We start from the raw sequence: 21,291 nt of genomic DNA, 5'->3' as shown, positions 1-21,291 counted from the left end.
TGTCAGGCCAAAGGAATGTAGTTGGAAAATACCGCAGCCGACTTCCTCGAAGAGCGCAGGCTCACGGCGTTGTACGCCTATGACGTCCTGGACACGGAACCGGAGAAGGCTTTCGATGACATCGCCAAGATCGCCGCACGTATCTGCGGAACGCCGATCGCCGTCGTCAATCTGATCGGGGATCGGCTGCAGTTTTTCAAAGCCGAAGTGGGGCTGGGTGTAAGGTCGTCGCCATTCGACAGCTCGTTCTGCGCCAAGGCGATCCTAGAGAACGATTTCCTTATGGTGACCGACGCAACCAAGGACACGCGCTTCGAGTGCAATCCGCTGGTGACGGGCGAACCGCATCTCCGGTTCTACGCGGGGGCGCTTCTGAAAACGGACGACGACTTCGCGATCGGGACTGTGTGCGTGCTTGGATACGAGCCAATGGTTCTCGACGAGTTGCAACAGGACACTCTCAAGCTTCTCGCACGACAGGTGATGGTCCAGCTGGAACTCCGTAAGGCACTGCGTGAAAAGTCCGATGAAGCAGATACACAGCGCCGACTGAGCGAAAGCAGACTTGCTCAAACACAGAAAATGGCGCGGGCGGACGAAGAGCGCAAACTGCTCAACGCCGAACTCAGCCACCGAATGAAGAATACGTTGGCGATGGTGCTGGCGATAGCTGGTCAGACGTTGAAAGACGTCAGCGAGCGCGACGCGGTCGATGCCTTCACCGGGCGTCTGCAGGCGCTCAGCAGGGCGCACGACGTACTGCTGCGCGAGAATTGGTCGTCCGCCGAGATCGCCGAAGTCATGCTGAGCGTGCTGACGCTGCACGCAGACGAGAACCGCCGGGAGCTGGAAGGACCCAAAGTCACGCTCGGCCCCAAAGCCGGATTGTCGCTGTCGCTTCTACTGCACGAACTCGCCACCAACGCCATAAAGTACGGTTCGCTCTCGAATGAAACTGGCAAGGTGTCGGTGAAATGGTCGGTCGATGATTCCGGCGGCGGTCCCATCCTCTCGATGGTTTGGACCGAAAGCGGCGGACCTGAAATATCCGTACCGATCCGGCGGGGATTTGGATCGAGGCTGATCAGGATGGGGATCGCTGGGACAGGGGACGTCGAGAAGTCTTATCTTCCTACGGGCTTCACGGCGACGTTCAAAGCGCCAATGGCTACGGTGCAGGATATCGGGTCGTAGCGCCTGCTTTCCAAGTATTCCGATGTAACCTGTAGAGGGGCAACGACACAGCTCGGCTGCGATTATGACCTGTTATCCATACGGCCTTGCCGTTGGAACAATATCGCTCGTTGTAAATTCTCAGCTGCGATAAGGAGCGTCGCATGGATATCGTCAGGGCAAAGCTGGAAAAAGACCACCGGGAACTGCGTGAGATCATCTACCAATACGAGGCCGCTCATGGGTTTGGCGGCGAGGGTGACCCTCAGTATTCATTTTTCCTTTCGTGCCACAGAACAAGGCTTCTCGAGCTGGAAAACGAATTGTCAACTCGCGACTGAGGACAGCGACGGCGGGTTCGGACACTTGAAGGCGCTGACGGTAGACGGGGCGCTGGCCGTCCGTTGGCTAATCGAATTCGATGCCGCGAATGCGCGTCTGTCGACGCTAGAGGAGGAACACCAGCTGGCTGTTGCCGCGAGAGAGCGCCAGACGATAACTGGCCTGCCGCATTCAGCGATCAGTCTTTGACTTCGTAGATCGTGATTTCGTCCGAAGCTTCCCTTACGCCCTTAAACGATGCATGTCGGAGTTTTCCATCGCCTGTCCACGCGCGGTATTCGATTTCGGCGGCGATGATCGGTTCGACGTAGACGGCCGACTTTGCCTTCACGCGGATTATCGGTCGCTTCGTAGCGATCGCGTCGAGCTCTTTCCTGAGCCGACGCGCGACCGCATCCGAAAAACCTGTCCCGACGTTTCCGACGTAGAGCAGATCGTCGCCCTTGCGTGCCGCGAGCATCAGGCTGCCGATGGCGCCCGTGGACGAAGTGGAAGGCTCGTAACCGATGACGACGAAGGTGTCGGCCTGAACGCAGTTGATCTTGCGCCAGTCGCCACCACGGCCCGGCCTGTAGGGCGCGTCGAGCCTCTTCGCAACGATTCCTTCGAGGCCGAGCTCCGCCGCACTTGAGAACAGGGAGGCTCCGTCGGTTTCGAACATCTCGGAAAGCCGGATCGCGCCCGAGGCGTTGCTCAACAGCGGATCTAGGAGCATGCGACGCTCCTCGAGAGACAGCATCGATATGTCGTGACCGTCGAGATAAAGAAGATCGAATGCATACAGCACTGTGTCCGACGACACCTTCGTGCCCCCTCGGCCCCCGAGAGACGCCACGAGCAGGTTGAAGTCGCTTCGCCCCTGTTCGTCTAGAATGACGGCTTCCCCGTCCAGTATCATCGTCCCCGGACCGAGCTCCCTGACAGCCTTTGCGAGGGTTGGAAATCGGTCGGTCCAGTCGTGTCCGCCGCGCGTCAGAATGCGGACCTTGCCGCCGAGTTCAACATGCACGGCGACACGGTAGCCGTCCCACTTCACCTCGTAGCCCCACGCCGGGCCCTCCGGCGGCTTGCTTGCCAGAAGCGCGAGACAAGGCTCGACGCGGGCGGGCATGGGGTCGAGAGGTAGCTGTGGCTGCGCTGGATCGCGTGGCTTTCGTCGGCCCCCGCGTAACGGCGCGTCGGGCTCGATTTTCAGGCTCTGAAGTCTTGGGCGATCCGATGGTTTCCTTGCCATGATCGCAAGGAGACCACGGAAAGGTTAAAGAACGGCCGGCTCGCACTTCACCTGTCAGGGAACTTCGCGAATCCTGCCCAGTTATCGGTGACCACTCAAACCAGGGAGGCTCAGATGGCAACGACAACACGCGGGCGCAATCAAGACGGGGCACGGGTCGCCGCAGGGCAGGACCACGAGGTCGCATACGAGGCGAAGAAGGAAGGCGTATCCAAGGCGAAGGTCAAGCAGACAGTTAAGGAAGCTGGCAACAGCCGTGCCAAGGTCGAGGACAAGCTGAAGAAATGAGTGATGGCGGGCCAAATGTCGTTGACCAGAAGAAGCATCAGGCCCCCGGTGTCTCGCCGATCCATGATGTCCAGAGAGCCGAAGTCTCGTTAATGGTGACCAGGCATAGCGGCCTAAGGGCGGAGGTAGAGATCACAGACCGGGGACTGCTATCGGTCGCGGCGCTGGTTTCTTCGATCCTGCTTTCGACAGCTGTCCTGGTCCATGTCGCTGTGCTCGCTGGCCGTCGGAGGCATTAGTGCCAGCCGTCTATGGTTATCACGACGGGCAACCGTTAGAGGGCGTAGAAGTCGTCCCCGATGATGTTCATGCCGATATTCCCGGTTCTCGTCCTTACCCGCTTATCCCGTGACGAGGATCTCGTTCGCTATCTCTCCGTCGCGAGGCGAGGGCACTGCGATATCGAATAGCTCGTAGAGCGTCGCAAGGATCATCCTGACCTGTTCGGAATCGGTTCTGTAGTAGATGGTGTGCCCATCGCGTCGGGTCTGAACCAGCTCCGCGTTCTTCAGTATAGTCAACTGCTGTGACAGCGCCGACTGTCCCATGCCCAACATGACCGCCAGCTTGCCGACCGACGTCTCGTTTTTGCTGACGATATCGAGGATGAGCATACGCTTCCTGTTGCCCATGGCGGTCAGGAGGCACGCGGCCATGGCGATCTCCGCCTCCGAAAGCTTCGTCGTATGCAATCTGGTCTCTCCTGGCGCACGACGATCTTTTCCAGTTGGGATGTAGGTCTGCCGTTGATGTTGCTGAATAGGTCGTCGTCTTCGACGTCCGCCATATCGAACGTCAGGAGTTGCGATACGACGTTGTGAAACTTGCGACGCCATCCCCCGCTCTCGTTGTGGCGGGAGAACAGAACCGAGCGGATTTCGTTCCGCAACGAAACTCGGCAACGAAAAAAAATCCAGGCAGACTGGCATTGAAGTTCCGCGAAGCTGCAGCTCATGCTTCGAGAACCATTTAGCTAGAAACCGCTGCCTGCGGATCGAAGATGTGGGTGATAGCGATCCCGGCGGCGCCAGACTGAATGTAGTATTAGATGACCCAGGCCGTCACCGGTAAGACCGTCGTCCTTATCGTCGACGACGAACCTCTGATACTGATGGGCACCTCCGACTATTTCGGAGAATGCGGGTTCTAGCCGACAGAGGCCCTAACCGGGGACGAGGCGTTGTGAATTCTGTCGTCCCGAAGCGATATCGACATCATATTCGCTGACGTCAACAGGCCGGCAGGCTCGACGGGCTGGCGCTGTCCCGTCTGGTGTGCAGCCGATGGCCAACAATTCGCACGGTCGTGACGCCTGCGAGAGTAGGACCGGAAGCAGCGGACCTTGCCGACCATGTCGAGTTCATTCCGAAACCTTACGATCTCGAGCGGGTCGTCCAGTTGTTCGGCGCCGATCGCAGAGGTGTAGATGATCGGGGTCCCCGTGCGTACCAGGAGGCGTCCGATCGCCCGGTGAAACCTACACGTTGAAGTGCCGCGAAAACCACCCGCCGACGCGTCGGGATGGACAAATCTGCAGGAACCTTCGTGGGAGTTCGCTGGACGTTGCGAGAGTGTGGGCGAAACTGGCTCGCCGTCATTCATCCCGGCGAGCCGAGAGGCAGTCTCCCCCCGGAACCTCGGTACCTTATTATGGCTTTCCCGAAGTCCGGCATGAGTGGTCTCGCGGCTTGATGCGTCTTTACTGGTCCGTGAGGAAGCGGGGCTGCACTGTGCTGCTGCCCCTCTTCCTCGTAGAGTTCTTATCAGCCTTCGGCGTTCTGATTGACGACAGATGTCGCGATCGAAGTCAGAGTCAAGTCGGTCGCCTGCTCTTCGTCCAGCGTTGCCTGAAGAAGGCTGGCCGCATCACTTAAGCCGAGCTCCAGCGCCCAAGTCCGCAATGTCCCATAGCGCGACATTTCGTAATGCTCTACAGCCTGCGCCGCAGCCAAGAGCCCTGCGTCCAGCGCGGGGGAACCCGCATATTCCTTCATGATCTCGTCGCCTTCGTCGGTGATGCCGAGGATAGCGGCGCATGTCTTCGGCTCAGGATCCTTGCCAATGATCTTGAACACCTGTTCCAGCCGCTCGATGTGAACCTTAGTTTCGGCGAGGTGCTGGGTGAAAGCATCTTTGAGGCTTCCATTCTTGGCAGCTTCGTTCATCAACGGTAGGGTATCGACGATCTTCTTTTCGGCGAAGTACACGTCTTTGAGCGTGTCATGAAAAAGGTCTGCGAGATTTTTGGTGTCGGCCATGGTTCTGTTCCGTTCTCGATAGGGGAAAGAAAGCCGCCGGGAATTCCGGCGGCCGCTTTGGCTCACCCGTCACTTGGTGGCGGGAATGCCGAACGAGACGACTGACATTCCCCGGCGATCATAATTATGATTTCGTCTAGGTCTGTCATGGTTGCCGCCTCGTGGCCGCAGGAGAAACCCATCGGAATTCGATATGTTCCGCGTCTGCTAGCCAAGTCGTTCACGACGGGAGCGACTAGAGAGCGTTGGAGCAATCGCTAGCTCGCCGGCATGGAAAATCGTACTCAATCGCTGCTAGGAGGCATTAGACGGTGTGCCAGTCCGCACAGCAACTGGAGCCCGTGCGGCGGTCGAAAGGCTAAGTCGTCGATTGCCGGTCGTCCCGCATCAGGCTTGTGGCGATCGACGTTTATTGTAGATTGCAGGTCTTGAGTGGAAGGGCGATGTCGGGAGGACGTAGCCTGGGAGGTTCGAATGAATAGGTCCGTGCGTAGTCTTTCGGACAACGACAAGCTCGTGCTTCAATCCCTGCTTGGGCGATACGCGCTTAGATACCATCTGGCGGGACCGGAGAAAGACGAACTTATCGAAGCGACATTTCTGGCTCTGGCGACCAGACCGGAAGTATTTTTCGACAAGCCGGTAGAGCAGGCGGTCGTGGAAGCGATGGATGCAGTGTTCGCATCGAGACGTCTGTTGGCGAAATAAGTGCTGGTCCGCCATGGCAGCTTCTTCGCGCAGACAGTCATATGCGGCAGCTAACTCGACGAGTACCATAGGGGTGCATTGGCGCGGGAGCGCTTACTGCCCTCGGGCCGGCTTCGACTTCGCAGGGACTATGCCGAGCTCCCGGTTCAGCTTCTTCTGCGCGAGCTTTCGGGCACGACGAATACCTTCGGCCTTCTCTCGCGCACGTTTTTCGGACGGCTTCTCGTAGTGCTCGCGACGCCGCATCTCCCGCAGGACGCCTTCCTGCTGCAGCTTCTTCTTCAGAAGGCGCAGCGCCTGATCCACGTTGTTGTCTCTGACCTGTATCAGCATGGTTGCTCCCTAAGCGCTGCTCTTTCGACCGATCTCTATAGCCACATACCTGAAGGGGATTCAATCTTGACGTGATCCTTTTCCAGCATCGTGCGCGCCGCCGCTCCTCTGATCTCCGTGTAATGGCTGTTCGAGTGTCGGTAAGGTGGAGCTCTTGGTGATCTTCGTCTCCTCTACTGTCAGCCTTGCTGATCTCGGCCACCACACTACCTCCAGTCGGGAATAGGGAGGTAGAAATGAAGGTTCAGAAATTCAGTCTGGAGCGATCACCTGGACAGGATGCCGATATCTTTGTTGGAAACCTAATCGACGAGAAGGATGGTGGCCCCGTTAGACATGCCTTGAGGAGTTGATCGATCAGTACATCGCCACGCTCCACGCGACGGTAGACGCCGCTCAGTCTGACGACGCTCTGATGAGGCAAGAAGCGGAAAGCCGACACGCAATCCTCCATTGCAGGCCGCAGGGTGAGAGCAAGGTCAATGAGAAGCTGACCTATATCGCAGCTTACATTCTGAAAACCGGCAATGTTTTGACGTCCAAGGAAATGGATTTGCTCCTCGGAGCTCCACGCCGGATGTGAAAATCCCGCTCGTCGTGGCTGACTTTAGTCGATCGAGTCCAACACTTCGTGCTCGTGACAGCGGCCTCCAAAGCCCGAATTGAATAGAAGCAGCAGATTTTCCCTGTTCATGGGCGAGGACAAGCTTCTCGATGTGGACGGGTGTCTACTCAGTTTCGCCATGACGCACGATGTCTTCCCGTAGCTGTAGGGCGTCCTCCTTCGCAGCTCATATGTGTCGAAGATAGCAAAGCCCGCGTCGTCATCTTTCCAGCGTCTTTCGCCTTAGGCCCATTGGCATGGAGAAAATGTGTAGAAAAATCTGCGATACATCTCCAGACATGACTACCTCGCGCGTTTGACGGTCACCAGCCGAGATCGGTCTCAGTAAAGTCGTTGCCCTTGTAAGCAATCTTCGTGCGGTAGGCTCTGGCGCAGGCATAGGTGAAACAATCACCCATATTGAGTTTCGCCGGGTGATTGACGATCTTCCCGAACTGCTGTGCGGCGTCCAGCGCCTTGGTCCCCACATCTCCCGAGATCATGGCCTCCTTGGCTTCAAGGTCCGCGAAAAATTGATCGACCATCCTTCGCGCCTTAGCGAGCATGTCAGGCGTAGCGGGACGGTCGCGGCCTGTCGCCTCGGCCATACGCCGCGTCAGCGAAAGCGAGGCTTCCATGCGAACCACCGGCGACACGTAAAAGGGGCCGTCATGCTGTTCAAGCCTGTGCATCAGCTCGCCGGCGTCGTCTTCGCCGGCTAGGATTGCGACGGCCACGGAAGCGTCAACGAATAGCATCAGTCTTCGCCCCACATTTCGTCAGTTTCTCGTTTGTGATCCCCCGGCGCAAAGGGACCGGCGTCCCTCGCCATCGCGAGAGACTTAGCCAGGCGCTCACGCATGGGCAAGCTGCCCTTGCGGCTGGCGATCTCGCGCCTAAGCGCCGTCTTCACGGCATCAACCTTGGATGTCTTGGTCAAGCGGATCAGCTCTTCGGTAAGCGTATCTACTTCAGGATCTTTGATGTAGAGCGGCATGATACATATCCTTTCGTGGATATTATAATATCCCGAATAGCATATGCTCGCAATGGTCTCCAGATCTTTGCGAAGGAATGATCGCCCTTTTGCCTCAGACGAAGCGGCGGCGTTCAAGCCGTGCGGGTGGTGGTACCACGGATGGGCGTGGGTGAGGGAGCAGACGGGTCTTGCCCTGGTCATCCACGAACTTGCGACCACTCGCTGAAGTACGGGTCTTTTTCAGCTGTGAGGGGGACGCTGGACATCTCCGTCTCGATCGAAGAGACGACTTGATCCATGCATGGGCAGAGCAGGGCGGTCCGGAAGTTGTCACATCGCAGGGCGCGGGCGGCTAAGGCAGCAGGATGCTGGAGCGCACCGTGGTCTGTTCTAGTCTCTGTAAGTCAAAGAAAAGCCGTCGGGAAATTCCGGTAGCCGAGTTGGCACACATGCCAGCAGGACGCGCTCACGCCGCCGAGCCGACGGACATGCCCTCTGACGACCGGATTTCGAATTCATCTTGGTCCCGGTCAGCAATGGTCGTCGTCTCGTGATCAGGGCAGAAACCCAGCGGCTTCACATATGTTCCGCGGCGTCTAGCTTATCATCAGACAGCAGGAAAGAGGTCGACGACGTTGAAGCCATCGCTTGTGGTTCTCACCAATCGGATTTCAACGGTAGGTGAGACGCGCGACGGGCGAATGCAGTGACTCGGTAGTCACGTGAACCGTCTAGCAGCCCAGGCCGCGAAGTGGCTATCCCGCGGAACTATCAAGCAATAAATTTGTTGCTGTTTCTACGCCAATTAGCGCGTCCGAAAAACGGGAGAAATGATGTGAGTGAAGCTGAGAAACACCCGGAGCAAGATCCCGCTGAGGGCTCACGTGAGACAATCGAGCGTGATCTGAAACGACAGGACGACAAACAGCAATGCCCCAAAGAGAACGATGGTGACGAGGCGTCCAACACGTCTACTCCGAAGCGGTAGGTGCCATGAGCGTTTCCGTGTGGGATAGCGTATCGAGAACTGACTTCGTTTCACGCGGTATGTCTATCCTCAGCGATTCGACTTCAGCAGTTGGAGGATTTGGGGATGGTGCCAGAACGATCGCAGGATAGCGAACTGCTGGAGATCATTGATCATAAGCTAGTTGCGCTTATTCATGAACTAGCAGACGCCAATTGGAGCGTTGATGAGGTCGTCCTGGCCATCGGGTCTATCCTAGAGACCAAATGGCTGCCTCAGGCGAGAGCCTTAGAAGCTCCCCGAAGCAGCGGCTCGGAGAACTTTGTTTCGGACGGCAATGAAGGCTAACGTCTTCAAGGAGAGACCATGGCAGCTACATTCCAGATAATTCCCCTCAGTTCGACCGACCCTGATGGCATTGATACTCAAAATGAGCCGAAGCTGCTATTTACCGACGCATTACAGACTGCTCGGGATTTAAAATCGCAAGGCAAGGCATTTCGTGTGTTCTTCGATGGAGATACTCTAGAAGATCAACGCCGGGCCTTTCGCGAACTCGGTGCATTGGAGTGACGCATGTATCGATGTCGTCGCCATTGTGTGTTTCGGGTTCAGTCCTATCACCTACCCCACTACGGTTCTGCTGCCCGGTTGCGCTTCAGGTCTAGGAAGCTTGGAAGTTCGGGCATGTCGATCCGCGAGGCAAAGTCACCGTAGGCTTAGAAGCTGTACCACTGCCTCTATGCCAGCTCTGCATCGCGCACAGATCGTCACCTGTGAAGAGGCGCGAGCGCCTCCGATGAAACTGGCAATATCCGCGCAAAAAGTACATCGCTCTCGCTGACGAACACCTTACCGCCGATATCTTCCCCGCGAGATATCGCGGCAGCAGCCAGACCAGTGAGAAAGTTGGCGTTAAGCGTCAGACGACGCAACGACATCTCTGGCGGGTTGGCAATCGCTCTGATCGCTTCGCATGTCACGATCACCGACCAGACCTGCGAGCCGTCGGTCACCGCGATCTGTCCGTTTTCGTGGTAGAGAAACGGTGCTGGTTCGCACAGGGTGATTTCGGGATGGTCGACCATATCAGATTGCCTTCCTGCTTTTAAGGTCGTGCGCGACAGATTTGCGCAACGCGTCCATGATATTGACCACGTTCGATGCGGGAGCAGGCGCTTCCTTTGTCTTCGAGGCCTTCCGTGTGGGCTTCAGGGTTCTCTTCTTCTCCTCGATCAGCTTCAGCAGGCTCTCCTGGATAGGATCGCTCACCATCTCAGGCGACCATCTCGCAGACTTCTGTTTGATCAGTTTTTGCACGAGAGGGATCAGGCCGGGTTCTGCTTCGTCGTCTATGTCTTCGAAATACGCCTCTTCCGTCCGGACCTCGTCCCCAAAGCGAAGAGACCAGAGGACAATCCCGTTGTCGCGCGGCTCCAGCACCACAGCCCGTTCGCGACGACCGATCACCAGCTTGGATACACCGACGACATTGTCGGCCTTCATCGCATCACGGATGACGGCGAAAGCCTCGTGGCCGACGGCATCGTCAGGCATCAAGTAGTGCGGTTTTTCGAGGTAGACCCACTCTATGCTTTGCGACGGCACGAACTTCTGGATGTCGATCGTCTTCACCGTGTCGAGTTGCACTGCGTCGAGGTCGTCGTCGGTCAGGATAATGTAGTCGTTCTCACCACGGGCATACCCCTTCGCCTCGTTGCGGTCTTTCACGGGTTTCCCGGTGACAGAGTCGATGTACTGCGAGACGACACGGTTGCCTGTTTCGCGGTTCAGCGTATGAAACCGCACCTTCTCGCTCTCGCTTGTCGCCGGGGTCATGGAGACCGGGCAGGTGACGAGAGAAAGCTTGAGGTAGCCTTTCCAGTAAGGACGGATTGCCATCGTCTCTCTCCTAGCTTGCCTTGCGCTGCGGGGCGGTCTTCGAAGCGGCGGACTTCCCGACCGCCCCACGCGCCGCACGTTTCCGACCAGTGCCAGCATTGGCATTGGCAGCCGTGCGTTCCGGTTTGGATTCGGCAGCCTTCAGCAGCCCTGCGCTCTCTCGTAGGGCGGCGAGCAGGTCGCTCGGCTGCGAGACCTCTATCTTCTTGCGCTTGGGAAGCGCCTTGCCTTCGACCTTGGCCTTCACCAGTTCAGCGAGTGCTGCCTCATATCGGTCGTCGAAGGTTGCCGGATCGAATGTCCCCTTCTTCGTGCTGATGATGTGCTTGGCGAGATCGAGCATCTCGCCTTCGATCTCCAGCTTCGGCATTTCCTCGAACGCCTTCGCGCTGGACCGAACTTCGTAGTCGTAATTCAGCGTCGTGGCGATCAGGCCCTTGCCGTGGGGACGGATGAGAACCGTGCGCATTCTCCGGAAGAGGACAGTCCTCGCGATGGCTGCGACCTTCGACCTCCTCATGCCGTCGCGCAGTGCAGCAAACGCGTCGGAGCCCATGCGATCGGGGGTGAGGTAGTAGGGCTTGTCGAAGTAGACGTCGTCGACGTCGGAGCAGGGGATAAACGCCTCGATTTCGAGCGTCTTGTCGCTCTCCGGGATCGTGGCGGCCACCTCGTCTGGGTCGATGACGAGATACTGGCCGTTCTCGATCTCAAAGCCCTTCGTCTGGGCTTCCTTAGGCACCAACTTTTCGGTCTCGCTGTCGATGAAGACGCGATTGACGCGGTTGCCTGTCGCCGAATTGATCGTGTTGAAAGTGATGCGGTCGGAGGTGGAGGCTGCCGTATAAAGCGCTACACCCGCTGTGACCTCTCCGAACTTGAGGAAGCCTTTCCACTGCGCTCGATGACCTGCCATACGCTTTACTCCGAATCACCTGGTTGGCGACTCCAATCGGATTCGAAGTGATTCGTTCCGAGTCAAAACGAATCATTTTTCAATGGCTTGAGCGGATATCTTGCGAGTTTGATTCAGCGTGGTTTCGTCATGCAGGCTTACCGTTTGATCTCAATTGGTTTCCAGATCACCTGGACGCTTCTGGGATCGGGATCGAACAACTCGCAAGTGACTTTCATCTCGGTCCCGTCGCAGGCGCTGCACCTGAACTTCAGTTTCCAAGGGTTGGCGTTCCAACCTTTGTACTGGGCGAGGTCACGCGCCAGAAACCTGCCTTCGCGACCGCATGGGCGGCATGCCGCAACGACGACCATGTTGTGCCTGACGGCTTCGGCAAGTGTTCTGAGATTCCCGACCATGACGAATAATTGGAACGGATGCAGAACGGCGTCAACCTACAAGCCAGCATCGCAGTCCGTTATACCTGACGGCCAACCCGGCTGTGGGAATCACGGCGGCCATTGCCGATGCGTCGACACGTGATCGTGTCGTTGACCTGTCTACCACCGACGTCCTATTCGGGCGTTGGAGGGACCTATGCCCGAATTGATACCGGACGAGATTGAAACGCTGCGCATGCTCGCTGGTCAGCTTCCGCGACGACTTGGGTCGAAGCATGTCCTCTGTATAGAAGAACTTGCGTCCTTCGGTCTGTGCGCTTCTGTCGAGCCTCACCGTCTGACGGACAGAGGCATTCTCTGCCTCGAGGCAAGCACAGGAACGGTTGACCTTCGATCCCGCCGGGTCGCCTAGCGTTCAGAGGGTCAGATATGGCCGTTGCTCACGTATGGCGATTGGTCCACAATGGCGTGCTGCGGTTGCCCGCCCGAGGTCCTAGCCTGCAGCCGAGGCTCGCTGCGGACGGACCACGCTCCAAGCGGGCGGCGAGCCTCGCTTCTCGTAAATTAATACGAGCGGTTGCGCGGTCGGTCCAGGGGCTCGAAGCGACATACTGCCCTCGGTACGGCGGGTACTCTTGAAGAGCGGATCGCCGCCACCAAGGTCGGCTCGCCTTCATCTGCTCAGCCATGACAGATACGCGACTATACGCTTAGCGATGTCTGTTTCACTACGGCCGTTCGACGACCCTTCAGCCGAACAGGTCTTTCGTCTGTGCCGGAAGGCCCCCAAGGCCACCTACCTCCGTGTAACGCGGCAACACCATCATTCGGTCTGCGGGCAGGGGACGTTGAAGGGACTTTGCCTCGCTCCATGGCGCGGTCATCCAAATCTCGCATTCTTCCTTCGTCGTCAGAAGGACGGGCATAGCTTTCGGATGGATAGGTTTTACGATCTCGTTGGCATCGGTCGTAAGGAAGGCATAGAGGTCATGTTCACCCTCTCGGGGTGCCTTGATCGGGCCTCGTGCGCCAATCCACTTCGTATGAATGCCTGCGAGCATGAATAGCGGCTGATCCTCGCCGACGACGAACCATCGTAGCGGCTTTTTCCCCGTAGTCGGGTCGGCCGTCTGTTCATACTCACTGAATGCCGTCGCGGGAACAAGGCAGCGGTTCTTGACGCGGAGCCACTGCTGCCAGTGGGGAATGAATGTCTTGCGGACGTTCGTAACACCCCTGTCGGGCTTGCCGTCGAGATGCACCTCAGGCGTCGGCATGCCCCATGTTGACATGGTCAGCTCGCGCTCGCCTTCGGTGTCCATGCGGATGATCGGTCCGTCGCGATCCGGGTGGACACTAATTGACGGCGCCAGGTTTCCTTCCCGAAACCGCGAGATGCTGATGAAGTCCCTGATCGCCTGCTGGTTGGTCGTGACATTGTAGAGGTTGCACATGCCCGTCTCTCCGTGTCGTGCTTAGATATGCGGCCACGCTGGAGTATCAACAGCGCTTTCAATGGCTAGATGACGGCGGAGCGTCATTAACATGAAGGCGGCGTTCGGGCTCTTCCGAGTGAGACGAGGCCTTGATCTAGGGATCTTGCGCGACAGATAGCAGGCTGATCGATGGGGGAACGCATCCGATGAAGACGCTCGCAAAGGCGGTTACCGCCTCGGTTCTGGTCCTGATCCTTCAGGGTTCGGCCCCATATCTGTTGGGGACATCCGCCGTACAGGCCCAGTCGCCACCCGATGCCACCGTATCTGACGCGGCGATGGGCAAGATGAACACGTACGTCGAGTTTCTCAACCAAACCCTGCGCGCGTCCGAGTCGCTACAGCGATACGACAGTTGGGTCGACATGAAGAAGGGCCCGACCGGCAAGGAGCGCATCATCTATGGCATGTACTCTCTATACGACGTGAGAGAGTTGGCGGGCAAAGCCTTGGCTTCCGCTCAGGAAGAGCCAAAGCTGCCGGAGCTTGACGCTGCCATGACAGCCTATGTCGAGACATACCAGCAACTGGCTCCCGTCATTGAGCGGGCGAACAAGTATTACGAGCGCCAAGACTATAAGTCGGACAAAATGGCAGACGGTAAGGCGTTCCATAAGGACATCGCTGCCCTTTCGCCCGTCTATGAAGAACGCCGGAAGACAGTGGACGCCGCATTGAGGACCGAAAAGGTCAAGCTCGACCGCGCATCGCTGCTCGCGCTCGAAAAGGCCGAGGGCAAGAAATCGCGCTGGCATGTGCGAAACGTCATGTTCCGGGCAGAGGCCGTGATGGACGTGATGCCGACAAACGAAAATCCCGTGGTCGCCATGCCTGCATTCAGATCAGTGCTTGCCGACTACGCTCAGGCTGTCCGGGAGTTCGACGACTACGCTCTGCAGCATCCCAACTCATTCCACGTGTTTGAGTCCAGCCCGGCGTCGCTCCTGTCCAAGCTTCGCAATTTCGACGAAAAACTCGAGATGGCCAAAGGCGACGCCCGCAAAGGCGCGGGCGACGATCTCGAATGGCTTGTCTCTGACTACAACACGATGGTCTCCACCTCAGAGTCCGCTACGGTGTTTGCCAAGGACTAAGATCCAATTACCCCATGCGCTGACCTCCGTTACTCAGGCGCTCGCTCCCTACGACGAGACGGCGTTCTCCGGCCGTTTCAGGAGAGGTGCCGAGGATTGGGTAGCAGAGGCATATGGGACGGGTCGGGTCTTCTTTGGCAGCGATTGGGCCGAAGGACGTCTCGGGGTCGGTCGACGGCGACGACGTGTTTTTTGCCTGAACCGAACAGGCGCTCCCGAAGTAATTACACCGCAAGGTGCGGGTAGCTACCGCAGCATTCTGATTTAGCGGACCGTGTCAGCCCATCTTGGCGGAACGTTCTCCTATCACTGGGCCGCGGTCGGCGGCCTTGTCGCGCTGACATTGTATGCGCGCCGCCTGGCCTCCTGATCGCTTCTTCCAGCCTTAGCTTGGCTCCTCTAAACCCAAGTTGGCGCACGCGGCGAGAAAATGCGGACGCGACAGTTCCGGGTCAACGCCGTTCAGAAGGGCGTGTTGGCAGAGATCGACCGCGCGGATGTAAACCCTGTCCGACCTGGCCGCGCACGTCCTCAGATACCGCAACGCGTCAGCCGGACCAAGGACGGTGATGGTCGGTGACGGCTCGTCTCCGATGATGACGACGGGCGCCCGCCATCGCGCGTGGAAGTCGACTACGATGATATTCATGCCGACATCTCCTGCTGTCGCGCTTACTGTCTGAGCAGTTCCACGACCATGGGTTCGTCGACACCTTCGACGCCTCGGTAAGCGGGAACCTCAATGTCGAGAATCTCGTAGAGGACCGCCAGTATCGAAGCGACCGATGCAGACTCGCTCCTGTAATAGATCGTCTGGGCGTCGCGTCGCGTCTGCACCAGGTGGGCGTTTTTCAGGATGGTCAGATGCTGTGACAAGGCCGATTGTCCCATGCCCACCATGAAGGCCAGCTTACCCACCGAGGTTTCGTTTCGGCTGACGATATCGAGGATAAGAATGCGCTTCCCGTTCCCGATCAAAGTCAGGAATCTGGAGGCTTGGGCAATTTCCGTCGCCGAGGGAACTGTCATACGCATCGTGGCATCTCCGGGCGCTCGACGTCCTCCCCGGGATGGGGAAGGCAGGTCTGCGCATGATGGACAAGGAAGGTTCAGGTACGGAACCGGTCGAGCTCGACGTTCACCTACCGGAAAGGCAGAATGTCATCCGAGACCTGAAGCCGTCAGATATCGAAGTCAGTACGGCGGAACATCGCTTCGAACGCCGCGACGATTTGGTTGAGGTCATAAGGCTTCGAATAGAAGCGAGCCGACGGGGGCAGGTCGATGTCGCACGGCATGATACGACCCGATGCGACCACGATCCCAGCCTCCGGGAACCGGGCGGCCACCTCGTGGGCGAGGTCGACGCCCGTAAGACGGCCTGGCATCTGAATGTCGGTAAACAGGAAGTGGATGGCACCGTCGTCCATCTTTTCCATGGCCTCGTCCGCCGATCCGGCTTCGATCACCTCGAAACCCGAATCCTCAAGAGCGTCGGTCACGGTCATCCGGATCAGGACTTCGTCCTCGACCACGAGTACTCTGCGCATGCCCCACTCCTTGGCTGTGGCGGGACAACAGAACCATGTGGTTATCGTTCCTGAAGAAAAGTTGTTTCGCGATAATACTTTCAACCGGGCATTGAATGGCGCTTCGCGGCGGGACCGAAGAACGGGTCGACGGCTAGACGTCGAGGCGATCGCTCGTCCGAACTCCGACATGCTTCCAGACCCGCGGCGCTCAGGTCAACCAGAAATCAGACGGGGCGGGCACCGTCGCTGTGTCTCCGACCGACCGCAATCATCTCCCTGACATGGGGGTCGTCGTCGAAGTCACGAAAGCCACGGAGAAGGACGGCTTCGGTGCAATAGGAGTGCCTGAAGGCGACGCTCCTGGATTTGCTATCTCGACGCTACCCGATGGGTACAGATCAAAAGGTCGAGGCTTTCGTCGGTAACGTGGTGCCTCTCGGGCTTTGATTAACCGTGCTGATTTCCGAGATCGTAACATGGGCATGTTAGGAACCGTTCATCAACGGACGGGCGAAATTATGAATCTGCACAGTGCACGGCGCGGTATCGGAGAATTCCTGTCCGTGCAAAGCGAAAACCCTGAGCTTCTCAAAGCTCAATATCGGGCTTTCACGCGACAGATGCCGATGATGTACTTCATCCTGCTTTCCAGCACGTGGGCGCTCGCCACGACCCACATGAGGGTTGCGCCGGGCTGGTTGACACTGGGCGTTCCGGCATTGCTCACGGTCGGCTGCGTGATCAGAGTGATCTTCTGGCTGAGAACCAGAAACGCGGATCTCTCTCCGGAACTCGCGCATGCCGCTCTCCTGCGTACCAATCGGCTTGCGGGAGGCCTTGCTATCGCCTTTACCGCCTGGTCCTTTGCATTGTTTCCGTACGGCGACGCCTACACCCGCTCGCACGTCGCCTTCTACATGGCGATTACCGTCATCTCTTGCATATTCTGCATGATGTACGTGCGTTCGGCGGCTTTCATCGTGACACTCGTGGTCAATGGTGCCTTCGTCGTGTTCTTCGTATCCACGGCGCAGCCGACCTTTGTCGCTATCTCGATCAACGTGTTGCTGGTCTGCGCCAGCATGATGTCAGTCCTTCTGACCAACTACCGGAATTTCGAAAGCATGGTGGTTTCGAAACAGCAGAGCGAGGCCCTGAGCCGAGAGAATTTCAAGCTCGCCAATCTCGATAGCCTCACCGGACTCGGCAATCGCCGAGCCTTCTTCGCGGAACTGGAAGCCGAGCTGGCGAAGGCTCGAGCGCGGGGAGAGCGGCTAGCTCTTGGAGTCATGGATCTAGACGGTTTCAAGCCCGTCAACGACCTCTACGGTCATTCGGTCGGTGATCGTCTCCTGGTCGAGGTCGCAACCCGCCTGTCGACCACTTTGAAGGCGAGCACGGCTTTCAGGTTAGGCGGTGACGAGTTCGCGATAATCGCTCCTCTTCCTCCGGAGAATATAGTGCTGGTGACGAACGCCAATGCAATTTCGGCGAAGCTGAAGGAGCCCTATCGTTTGCCGGAAGGTACAGTGCACATCTCGGCGTCAATGGGGATTGCGGTATTTCCCGATCTGGCTCTCAGTTGCGAGCAACTGTTCGAGCGAGCTGACTACGCGCTTTATCACGCTAAAAGGAGGCTGCGCGGGGGCGCGGTTCTATTCGACTCCGATCATCAAGACCAAATCAACGCCGAGGCGAGGATAGAAAGCGCGCTGAAGCAGGCTGACCTCAATGAGGAGCTTTCGGTCGTTTTCCAGCCGATAGTCGACATCCGCGACCAGGAAACATTGGGGTTTGAGGCTTTGGCGCGGTGGGATAGCCCACAGCTTGGCAAAATTTCTCCAGGTTGTTTCATACCTATTGCTGAAAGAGCGGGGATCGTCGGATCGCTCACGAGGCCCCTTCTCAAGAAAGCGTTGGCTGCTGCTTCGAACTGGAGGCCGTCTCTGCGGTTGTCGTTCAACCTGTCAGCCCACGACCTGAATTCCGACGACGGCGTCTTGACGCTGATCGGCATCATTCAAGGTAGCGGCTTTGATCCGAAACGGCTCGATCTCGAGATCACGGAGACGGCTTTCACTCACGATTTTGCGCAGGTCACACGGTCTGTCGAAACCCTTCGAAGGCTGGGGTGTGGAATTTCGCTTGATGATTTCGGAACCGGATACTCGAGCCTGACGCGCCTTCATGCGTTACCGCTTACAAAATTCAAGATCGATCGCAGCTTCGTCAAGGACCTGGATACGCGACCGTCCAGCTACAAGATCGTCAAATCCCTGCTGGCACTCAGTGCTGACATGGGACTGGATTGCGTTATCGAAGGCGTCGAGACGAAGGCGGAGCTTGCTGCCCTCACAGCGTTGGGAGGGACAAGTGTTCAAGGATACCTGTTTTCGCCGCCGATGCCGGAGAACGAAGCCGCGAAGTTCGCGGCTCGACCCAGCCGCTTCGACCGTCGAGTCGCGGTCTGACAGGTGTCCTACGGACCACGAGATAGACATCTCCACCCCATTCTCCCACGACGAGTTCAAAATGCGCGGCGATTTCAGCGTGCGACCTATTGGTTGCTGTGGAACGCGTGGACGTCGTCTGTATCGATGTAGCGTCCAATACTTCGCAGGTAAGCGACTATGTCCGCCCGCAGGTGATCACGCTCGCCGTACCTGGCGTCTATGTCGCCTAGAAGTCCCGATACTCTTTCGAAGTCCTCGTCTTTCAGGTCGCCGTCGCCAAACAGGTAGTGTTCTTGACCTACGGCGCAAATGTTGCAGCCCGTGGCCACAACGTCGCGTACAAATTCCGGAATCTGGGATGAAAGCATGCCCACGGGCCGCTCGCTTCTCTGAGGGGTTAGATCTGGTCTCATCGCTGCGCGTTTTCATGGAATGCTGAACACCTAGTACATGTCATTGCAACCCCTCAAAAGCGGGCTATTGACCGAAGCTCGGAAGCATTGCTCGGCGACTAACGACGTCAATCTGCCACTTCGCACCACGTTCAGACGTCCACTCCTTCCCATGCTATCCGAAAAGGTCTTTCGCCGGTGCGCGAAGTCATCCGGGGCCTCCGACCGCCATGTAGCGCGGCACCACCGTCAATCTGTCGGCGGGCAGGCGACGTTGTAGAAAGGCTCATCTCGATAAACTTTTACGTGCATCAGAAACCCGAAATGAATGCTAGGATGTCAGAGTGACGTATCCGTTGAGAGACTGGGTTCCTATGATCTTGAAACTGCAGAACGTCATTCTCGAGATGATCGCCCGCGGCGAAGCTTTGCAGGCGACGATCGAGCGACTATGCCTTGAAGCTGAAGCCTTGGTTCCGGGGACGGTGTGCTCGGTGTTGTCAATTCGCGACGAACGCCTTCATCCTTTAGCTGGACCCTCGCTGCCTTCCTCATATTCGGCCGTGCTGGATGGTGTGTCTATCGGGGCATCCGTGGGTTCCTGTGGCAGTGCGGCCTTCAAAGGGGAGGCGGTAACCGTCACAGACATTGAACATGACCCTCGCTGGGTGGATTTTAGGGATGTGGTTCTGCCGCTCGGCTTCAGGGCATGTTGGTCAACGCCGATTTTCAGTGCCGACCGCGTCGTCGCGACGTTCGCTTTCTATTTCCGAGAGTGCAGGGGACCAAACGAGCTAGAGCAGCGCATCGTAGACGCCTGCATTTATCTCTGTGCGATCGCGATCGAGCGAGAGGAGCGGGTCCAGGAGCGTCAGCGCCTGACTTACACCGACGTGCTGACAGGACTGCCCAATCGGGCAAAGTTCAGTCAGGTTCTGCTGAATTACACCGAACGCCTAGAGGGCGGTTGGGGCGTAATCCTGGCAGACTTGGATAACCTAAAGGTCGTCAACGATACGTTCGGACATGGTGCCGGAGACGAACTCATCCAGATCGTTGCAACAAGGATAGCCGCTGCGGTCGGCAATGGTCGTGCGTTCAGGATCGGCGGTGACGAATTTGCAGTGGTGGTCGAAAGTAGCGTTGGATCATCAATCTCGACAGTTGCAGCAGGGATACTTGCGACGATCAAGGAACAAGCGCATTGCAACGGTCACGCCATCGTTCCAAGCGCGACGCTAGGCGGTTGTGTCGCAGGACCGGGGGAAACACCCGATCATGTTCGCCAGTGTGCGGATGTCGCGTTGTACCACGCTAAAGATTGCAATCGCGGCCAGTTCGTCGAACACAGGCCCGGGTTTGGCACCGCAATAACGCGACGCTTTCGAGCGATCAGACAGGTCAGTCTTGCCCTCGTCGAGAAGCGCATACACCCCTACTACCAACCGATTGTGCGACTTGATACCGGGCAAGTCGTCGGTTTCGAAGCGTTGTGTCGGATGTCGACAGCGTCAGGGGACATCATCGCCGCTGCCAACTTCCACGAAGCAACCAAAGACGCCCATGTCGCTGCCGAACTAACCCAGTGCATGCTTCAACAAGTAGCGCGTGATATGCGCAGCTGGCTCGACCGGGGCCTTCCTCTTCAGCACGTTGGCATCAACCTTTCCGCCGCGGACTTTCACGCGGGCCGGCTACAGGAGCGGATCTGTGCAGTCTTCGCGGATGCCGGTGTTCCGTTGGATCATGTCATTCTCGAAGTCACCGAGTCCGTCTATCTTGGCCAACGCGACCATGTGGTTGCCGACGAAATCAAGCTACTGCGTAGCTGTGGAATGCGGGTCGCGCTTGACGACTTCGGAACGGGCTTCGCATCGCTCACCCATCTCCTCACTGTCCCGGTCGACATCATCAAGATCGACAAATGCTTCGTCGAAAGACTGGTTCCGGACGACGGCGCAGTCGTGATCGTGGAGGGGTTGGTCAGCATCGCAAACAATTTGGGTCTCAGAGTTGTGGCGGAAGGGATCGAAACCGAGACCCAGCTCGAGCAACTCGTGTCGTTCGGATGCAAGCTCGGGCAGGGATATCTGTTCTCCAAAGCTGTCGATAGAGATGCTGCGACTGTTCTGATGGCCAGCCATGGTCAGAATTTAGACAACGGCCATCACCCGCTCAGAGCGTAACATCGGGGTAGCGCTTTGCGGCGCACACCCTGCTGTAGATCAGCCCGGTAGCTC

The 21,291-nt window shown here is 57.7% G+C and carries 22 protein-coding genes and 1 pseudogene; 10 read left to right on the top strand and 13 right to left on the bottom strand.

Annotated features, from left to right (window positions below; translation table 11 throughout):
• The first annotated feature begins 21 nt into the window (after nt 1-21).
• Nucleotides 22-1,194 carry a sensor histidine kinase gene (locus tag AC0JZ8_RS00715; RefSeq protein WP_471891348.1) on the top strand — a complete coding sequence of 391 codons (1,173 nt, stop codon included), beginning with the start codon at nt 22-24 and terminating at the stop codon, nt 1,192-1,194.
• Nucleotides 1,195-1,337: 143 nt separating this feature from the next.
• A complete protein-coding gene (locus AC0JZ8_RS00710; protein ID WP_471891347.1) occupies nt 1,338-1,514 on the top strand; it encodes a hypothetical protein in 177 nt (58 codons plus the stop codon).
• A gap of 179 nt (nt 1,515-1,693) precedes the next feature.
• Here AC0JZ8_RS00710 and ligD read toward each other — a convergent pair whose 3' ends face one another.
• A complete protein-coding gene (ligD, locus tag AC0JZ8_RS00705) occupies nt 1,694-2,749 on the bottom strand; it encodes a non-homologous end-joining DNA ligase (RefSeq protein ID WP_471891346.1) in 1,056 nt (351 codons plus the stop codon).
• Nucleotides 2,750-2,863: 114 nt separating this feature from the next.
• Between ligD and AC0JZ8_RS00700 the strand changes: the two genes are divergently transcribed.
• Nucleotides 2,864-3,037 (top strand): DUF3606 domain-containing protein, encoded by a 174-nt coding sequence (locus AC0JZ8_RS00700; protein WP_471891345.1) that lies wholly within the window; start codon nt 2,864-2,866, stop codon nt 3,035-3,037.
• Nucleotides 3,038-3,378: 341 nt separating this feature from the next.
• Here the strand turns inward: AC0JZ8_RS00700 and AC0JZ8_RS00695 are convergent, their stop codons facing one another.
• Both AC0JZ8_RS00695 and AC0JZ8_RS00690 read right to left on the bottom strand, forming a co-directional pair.
• On the bottom strand, nt 3,379-3,729 hold the full coding sequence (locus AC0JZ8_RS00695; protein WP_162734815.1) for an ArsR/SmtB family transcription factor: 351 nt from the start codon (nt 3,727-3,729) through the stop codon (nt 3,379-3,381).
• A 1,071-nt stretch (nt 3,730-4,800) separates the two neighbouring features.
• The gene (locus AC0JZ8_RS00690; RefSeq protein ID WP_092664991.1) at nt 4,801-5,295 is read right to left on the bottom strand and encodes a YciE/YciF ferroxidase family protein; all 495 of its coding nucleotides are present in this window, start codon (nt 5,293-5,295) and stop codon (nt 4,801-4,803) included.
• A 474-nt stretch (nt 5,296-5,769) separates the two neighbouring features.
• Between AC0JZ8_RS00690 and AC0JZ8_RS00685 the strand changes: the two genes are divergently transcribed.
• The gene (locus AC0JZ8_RS00685; protein WP_471891344.1) at nt 5,770-6,003 is read left to right on the top strand and encodes a hypothetical protein; all 234 of its coding nucleotides are present in this window, start codon (nt 5,770-5,772) and stop codon (nt 6,001-6,003) included.
• 93 nt (nt 6,004-6,096) lie between these two features.
• Here the strand turns inward: AC0JZ8_RS00685 and rpsU are convergent, their stop codons facing one another.
• Nucleotides 6,097-6,336, bottom strand: coding sequence for a 30S ribosomal protein S21 (gene rpsU / locus AC0JZ8_RS00680; protein WP_471891343.1), 240 nt, complete (start codon nt 6,334-6,336; stop codon nt 6,097-6,099).
• Between the two features lie 185 nt (nt 6,337-6,521).
• On the opposite strand from rpsU, the pseudogene AC0JZ8_RS00675 reads away from it, so the two are divergent.
• Nucleotides 6,522-6,668 (top strand): annotated as a pseudogene (locus AC0JZ8_RS00675) (ethanolamine utilization protein); the annotation flags it as partial.
• A 595-nt stretch (nt 6,669-7,263) separates the two neighbouring features.
• Here AC0JZ8_RS00675 and AC0JZ8_RS00670 read toward each other — a convergent pair.
• Nucleotides 7,264-7,698 carry a type II toxin-antitoxin system VapC family toxin gene (locus AC0JZ8_RS00670; protein ID WP_113112094.1) on the bottom strand — a complete coding sequence of 145 codons (435 nt, stop codon included), beginning with the start codon at nt 7,696-7,698 and terminating at the stop codon, nt 7,264-7,266.
• The gene (locus AC0JZ8_RS00665; protein WP_012653071.1) at nt 7,698-7,937 is read right to left on the bottom strand and encodes a type II toxin-antitoxin system VapB family antitoxin; all 240 of its coding nucleotides are present in this window, start codon (nt 7,935-7,937) and stop codon (nt 7,698-7,700) included. The genes AC0JZ8_RS00670 and AC0JZ8_RS00665 overlap by 1 nt, the downstream gene beginning before the upstream one ends.
• A 1,315-nt stretch (nt 7,938-9,252) precedes the next feature.
• Here AC0JZ8_RS00665 and AC0JZ8_RS00660 point away from each other — a divergent pair.
• A complete protein-coding gene (locus AC0JZ8_RS00660; protein ID WP_092665011.1) occupies nt 9,253-9,459 on the top strand; it encodes a hypothetical protein in 207 nt (68 codons plus the stop codon).
• Nucleotides 9,460-9,656: 197 nt separating this feature from the next.
• Here AC0JZ8_RS00660 and AC0JZ8_RS00655 read toward each other — a convergent pair whose 3' ends face one another.
• Genes AC0JZ8_RS00655 through ku (AC0JZ8_RS00645) form a run of 3 tightly spaced genes read right to left on the bottom strand, consistent with a single transcriptional unit; the run spans nt 9,657 to nt 11,704 of the window.
• Nucleotides 9,657-9,974, bottom strand: a complete 318-nt coding sequence (locus AC0JZ8_RS00655) for a hypothetical protein (RefSeq protein WP_471891342.1) — start codon at nt 9,972-9,974, stop codon at nt 9,657-9,659.
• A 1-nt stretch (nt 9,975) separates the two neighbouring features.
• Nucleotides 9,976-10,788, bottom strand: a complete 813-nt coding sequence (gene ku / locus AC0JZ8_RS00650; protein ID WP_471891341.1) for a non-homologous end joining protein Ku — start codon at nt 10,786-10,788, stop codon at nt 9,976-9,978.
• Between the two features lie 10 nt (nt 10,789-10,798).
• A complete protein-coding gene (gene ku, locus AC0JZ8_RS00645) occupies nt 10,799-11,704 on the bottom strand; it encodes a non-homologous end joining protein Ku (RefSeq protein ID WP_471891340.1) in 906 nt (301 codons plus the stop codon).
• Between the two features lie 47 nt (nt 11,705-11,751).
• Between ku (AC0JZ8_RS00645) and AC0JZ8_RS00640 the strand changes: the two genes are divergently transcribed.
• Nucleotides 11,752-12,111 carry a hypothetical protein gene (locus tag AC0JZ8_RS00640; RefSeq protein WP_471891339.1) on the top strand — a complete coding sequence of 120 codons (360 nt, stop codon included), beginning with the start codon at nt 11,752-11,754 and terminating at the stop codon, nt 12,109-12,111.
• A gap of 722 nt (nt 12,112-12,833) precedes the next feature.
• On the opposite strand, the gene AC0JZ8_RS00635 is transcribed toward AC0JZ8_RS00640, so the two are convergent.
• Nucleotides 12,834-13,538: an SOS response-associated peptidase gene (locus AC0JZ8_RS00635; protein WP_471891338.1), complete on the bottom strand. Its 705-nt coding sequence runs from the start codon at nt 13,536-13,538 to the stop codon at nt 12,834-12,836.
• A gap of 188 nt (nt 13,539-13,726) precedes the next feature.
• Between AC0JZ8_RS00635 and AC0JZ8_RS00630 the strand changes: the two genes are divergently transcribed.
• Nucleotides 13,727-14,674 carry a YiiG family protein gene (locus tag AC0JZ8_RS00630; RefSeq protein WP_471891337.1) on the top strand — a complete coding sequence of 316 codons (948 nt, stop codon included), beginning with the start codon at nt 13,727-13,729 and terminating at the stop codon, nt 14,672-14,674.
• Nucleotides 14,675-15,059: 385 nt separating this feature from the next.
• Here AC0JZ8_RS00630 and AC0JZ8_RS00625 read toward each other — a convergent pair whose 3' ends face one another.
• The 3 genes from AC0JZ8_RS00625 to AC0JZ8_RS00615 all read right to left on the bottom strand — a co-directional run bounded on the left by AC0JZ8_RS00625 (nt 15,060) and on the right by AC0JZ8_RS00615 (nt 16,224).
• Nucleotides 15,060-15,323, bottom strand: a complete 264-nt coding sequence (locus tag AC0JZ8_RS00625) for a hypothetical protein (protein WP_471891336.1) — start codon at nt 15,321-15,323, stop codon at nt 15,060-15,062.
• A 23-nt stretch (nt 15,324-15,346) separates the two neighbouring features.
• The gene (locus AC0JZ8_RS00620) at nt 15,347-15,709 is read right to left on the bottom strand and encodes an ArsR/SmtB family transcription factor (protein ID WP_471891335.1); all 363 of its coding nucleotides are present in this window, start codon (nt 15,707-15,709) and stop codon (nt 15,347-15,349) included.
• Nucleotides 15,710-15,855: 146 nt separating this feature from the next.
• On the bottom strand, nt 15,856-16,224 hold the full coding sequence (locus tag AC0JZ8_RS00615) for a response regulator (RefSeq protein ID WP_471891334.1): 369 nt from the start codon (nt 16,222-16,224) through the stop codon (nt 15,856-15,858).
• Nucleotides 16,225-16,724: 500 nt separating this feature from the next.
• Between AC0JZ8_RS00615 and AC0JZ8_RS00610 the strand changes: the two genes are divergently transcribed.
• Both AC0JZ8_RS00610 and AC0JZ8_RS00605 read left to right on the top strand, forming a co-directional pair.
• A complete protein-coding gene (locus AC0JZ8_RS00610) occupies nt 16,725-18,677 on the top strand; it encodes a putative bifunctional diguanylate cyclase/phosphodiesterase (RefSeq protein WP_471891492.1) in 1,953 nt (650 codons plus the stop codon).
• A 748-nt stretch (nt 18,678-19,425) separates the two neighbouring features.
• A complete protein-coding gene (locus tag AC0JZ8_RS00605) occupies nt 19,426-21,237 on the top strand; it encodes a putative bifunctional diguanylate cyclase/phosphodiesterase (RefSeq protein ID WP_471891333.1) in 1,812 nt (603 codons plus the stop codon).
• The last annotated feature ends 54 nt before the right edge of the window (nt 21,238-21,291 follow it).

The organism is Velazquezella soli, from assembly GCF_977018685.1.
This window is presented reverse-complemented; position numbering and strand designations above follow the sequence as displayed.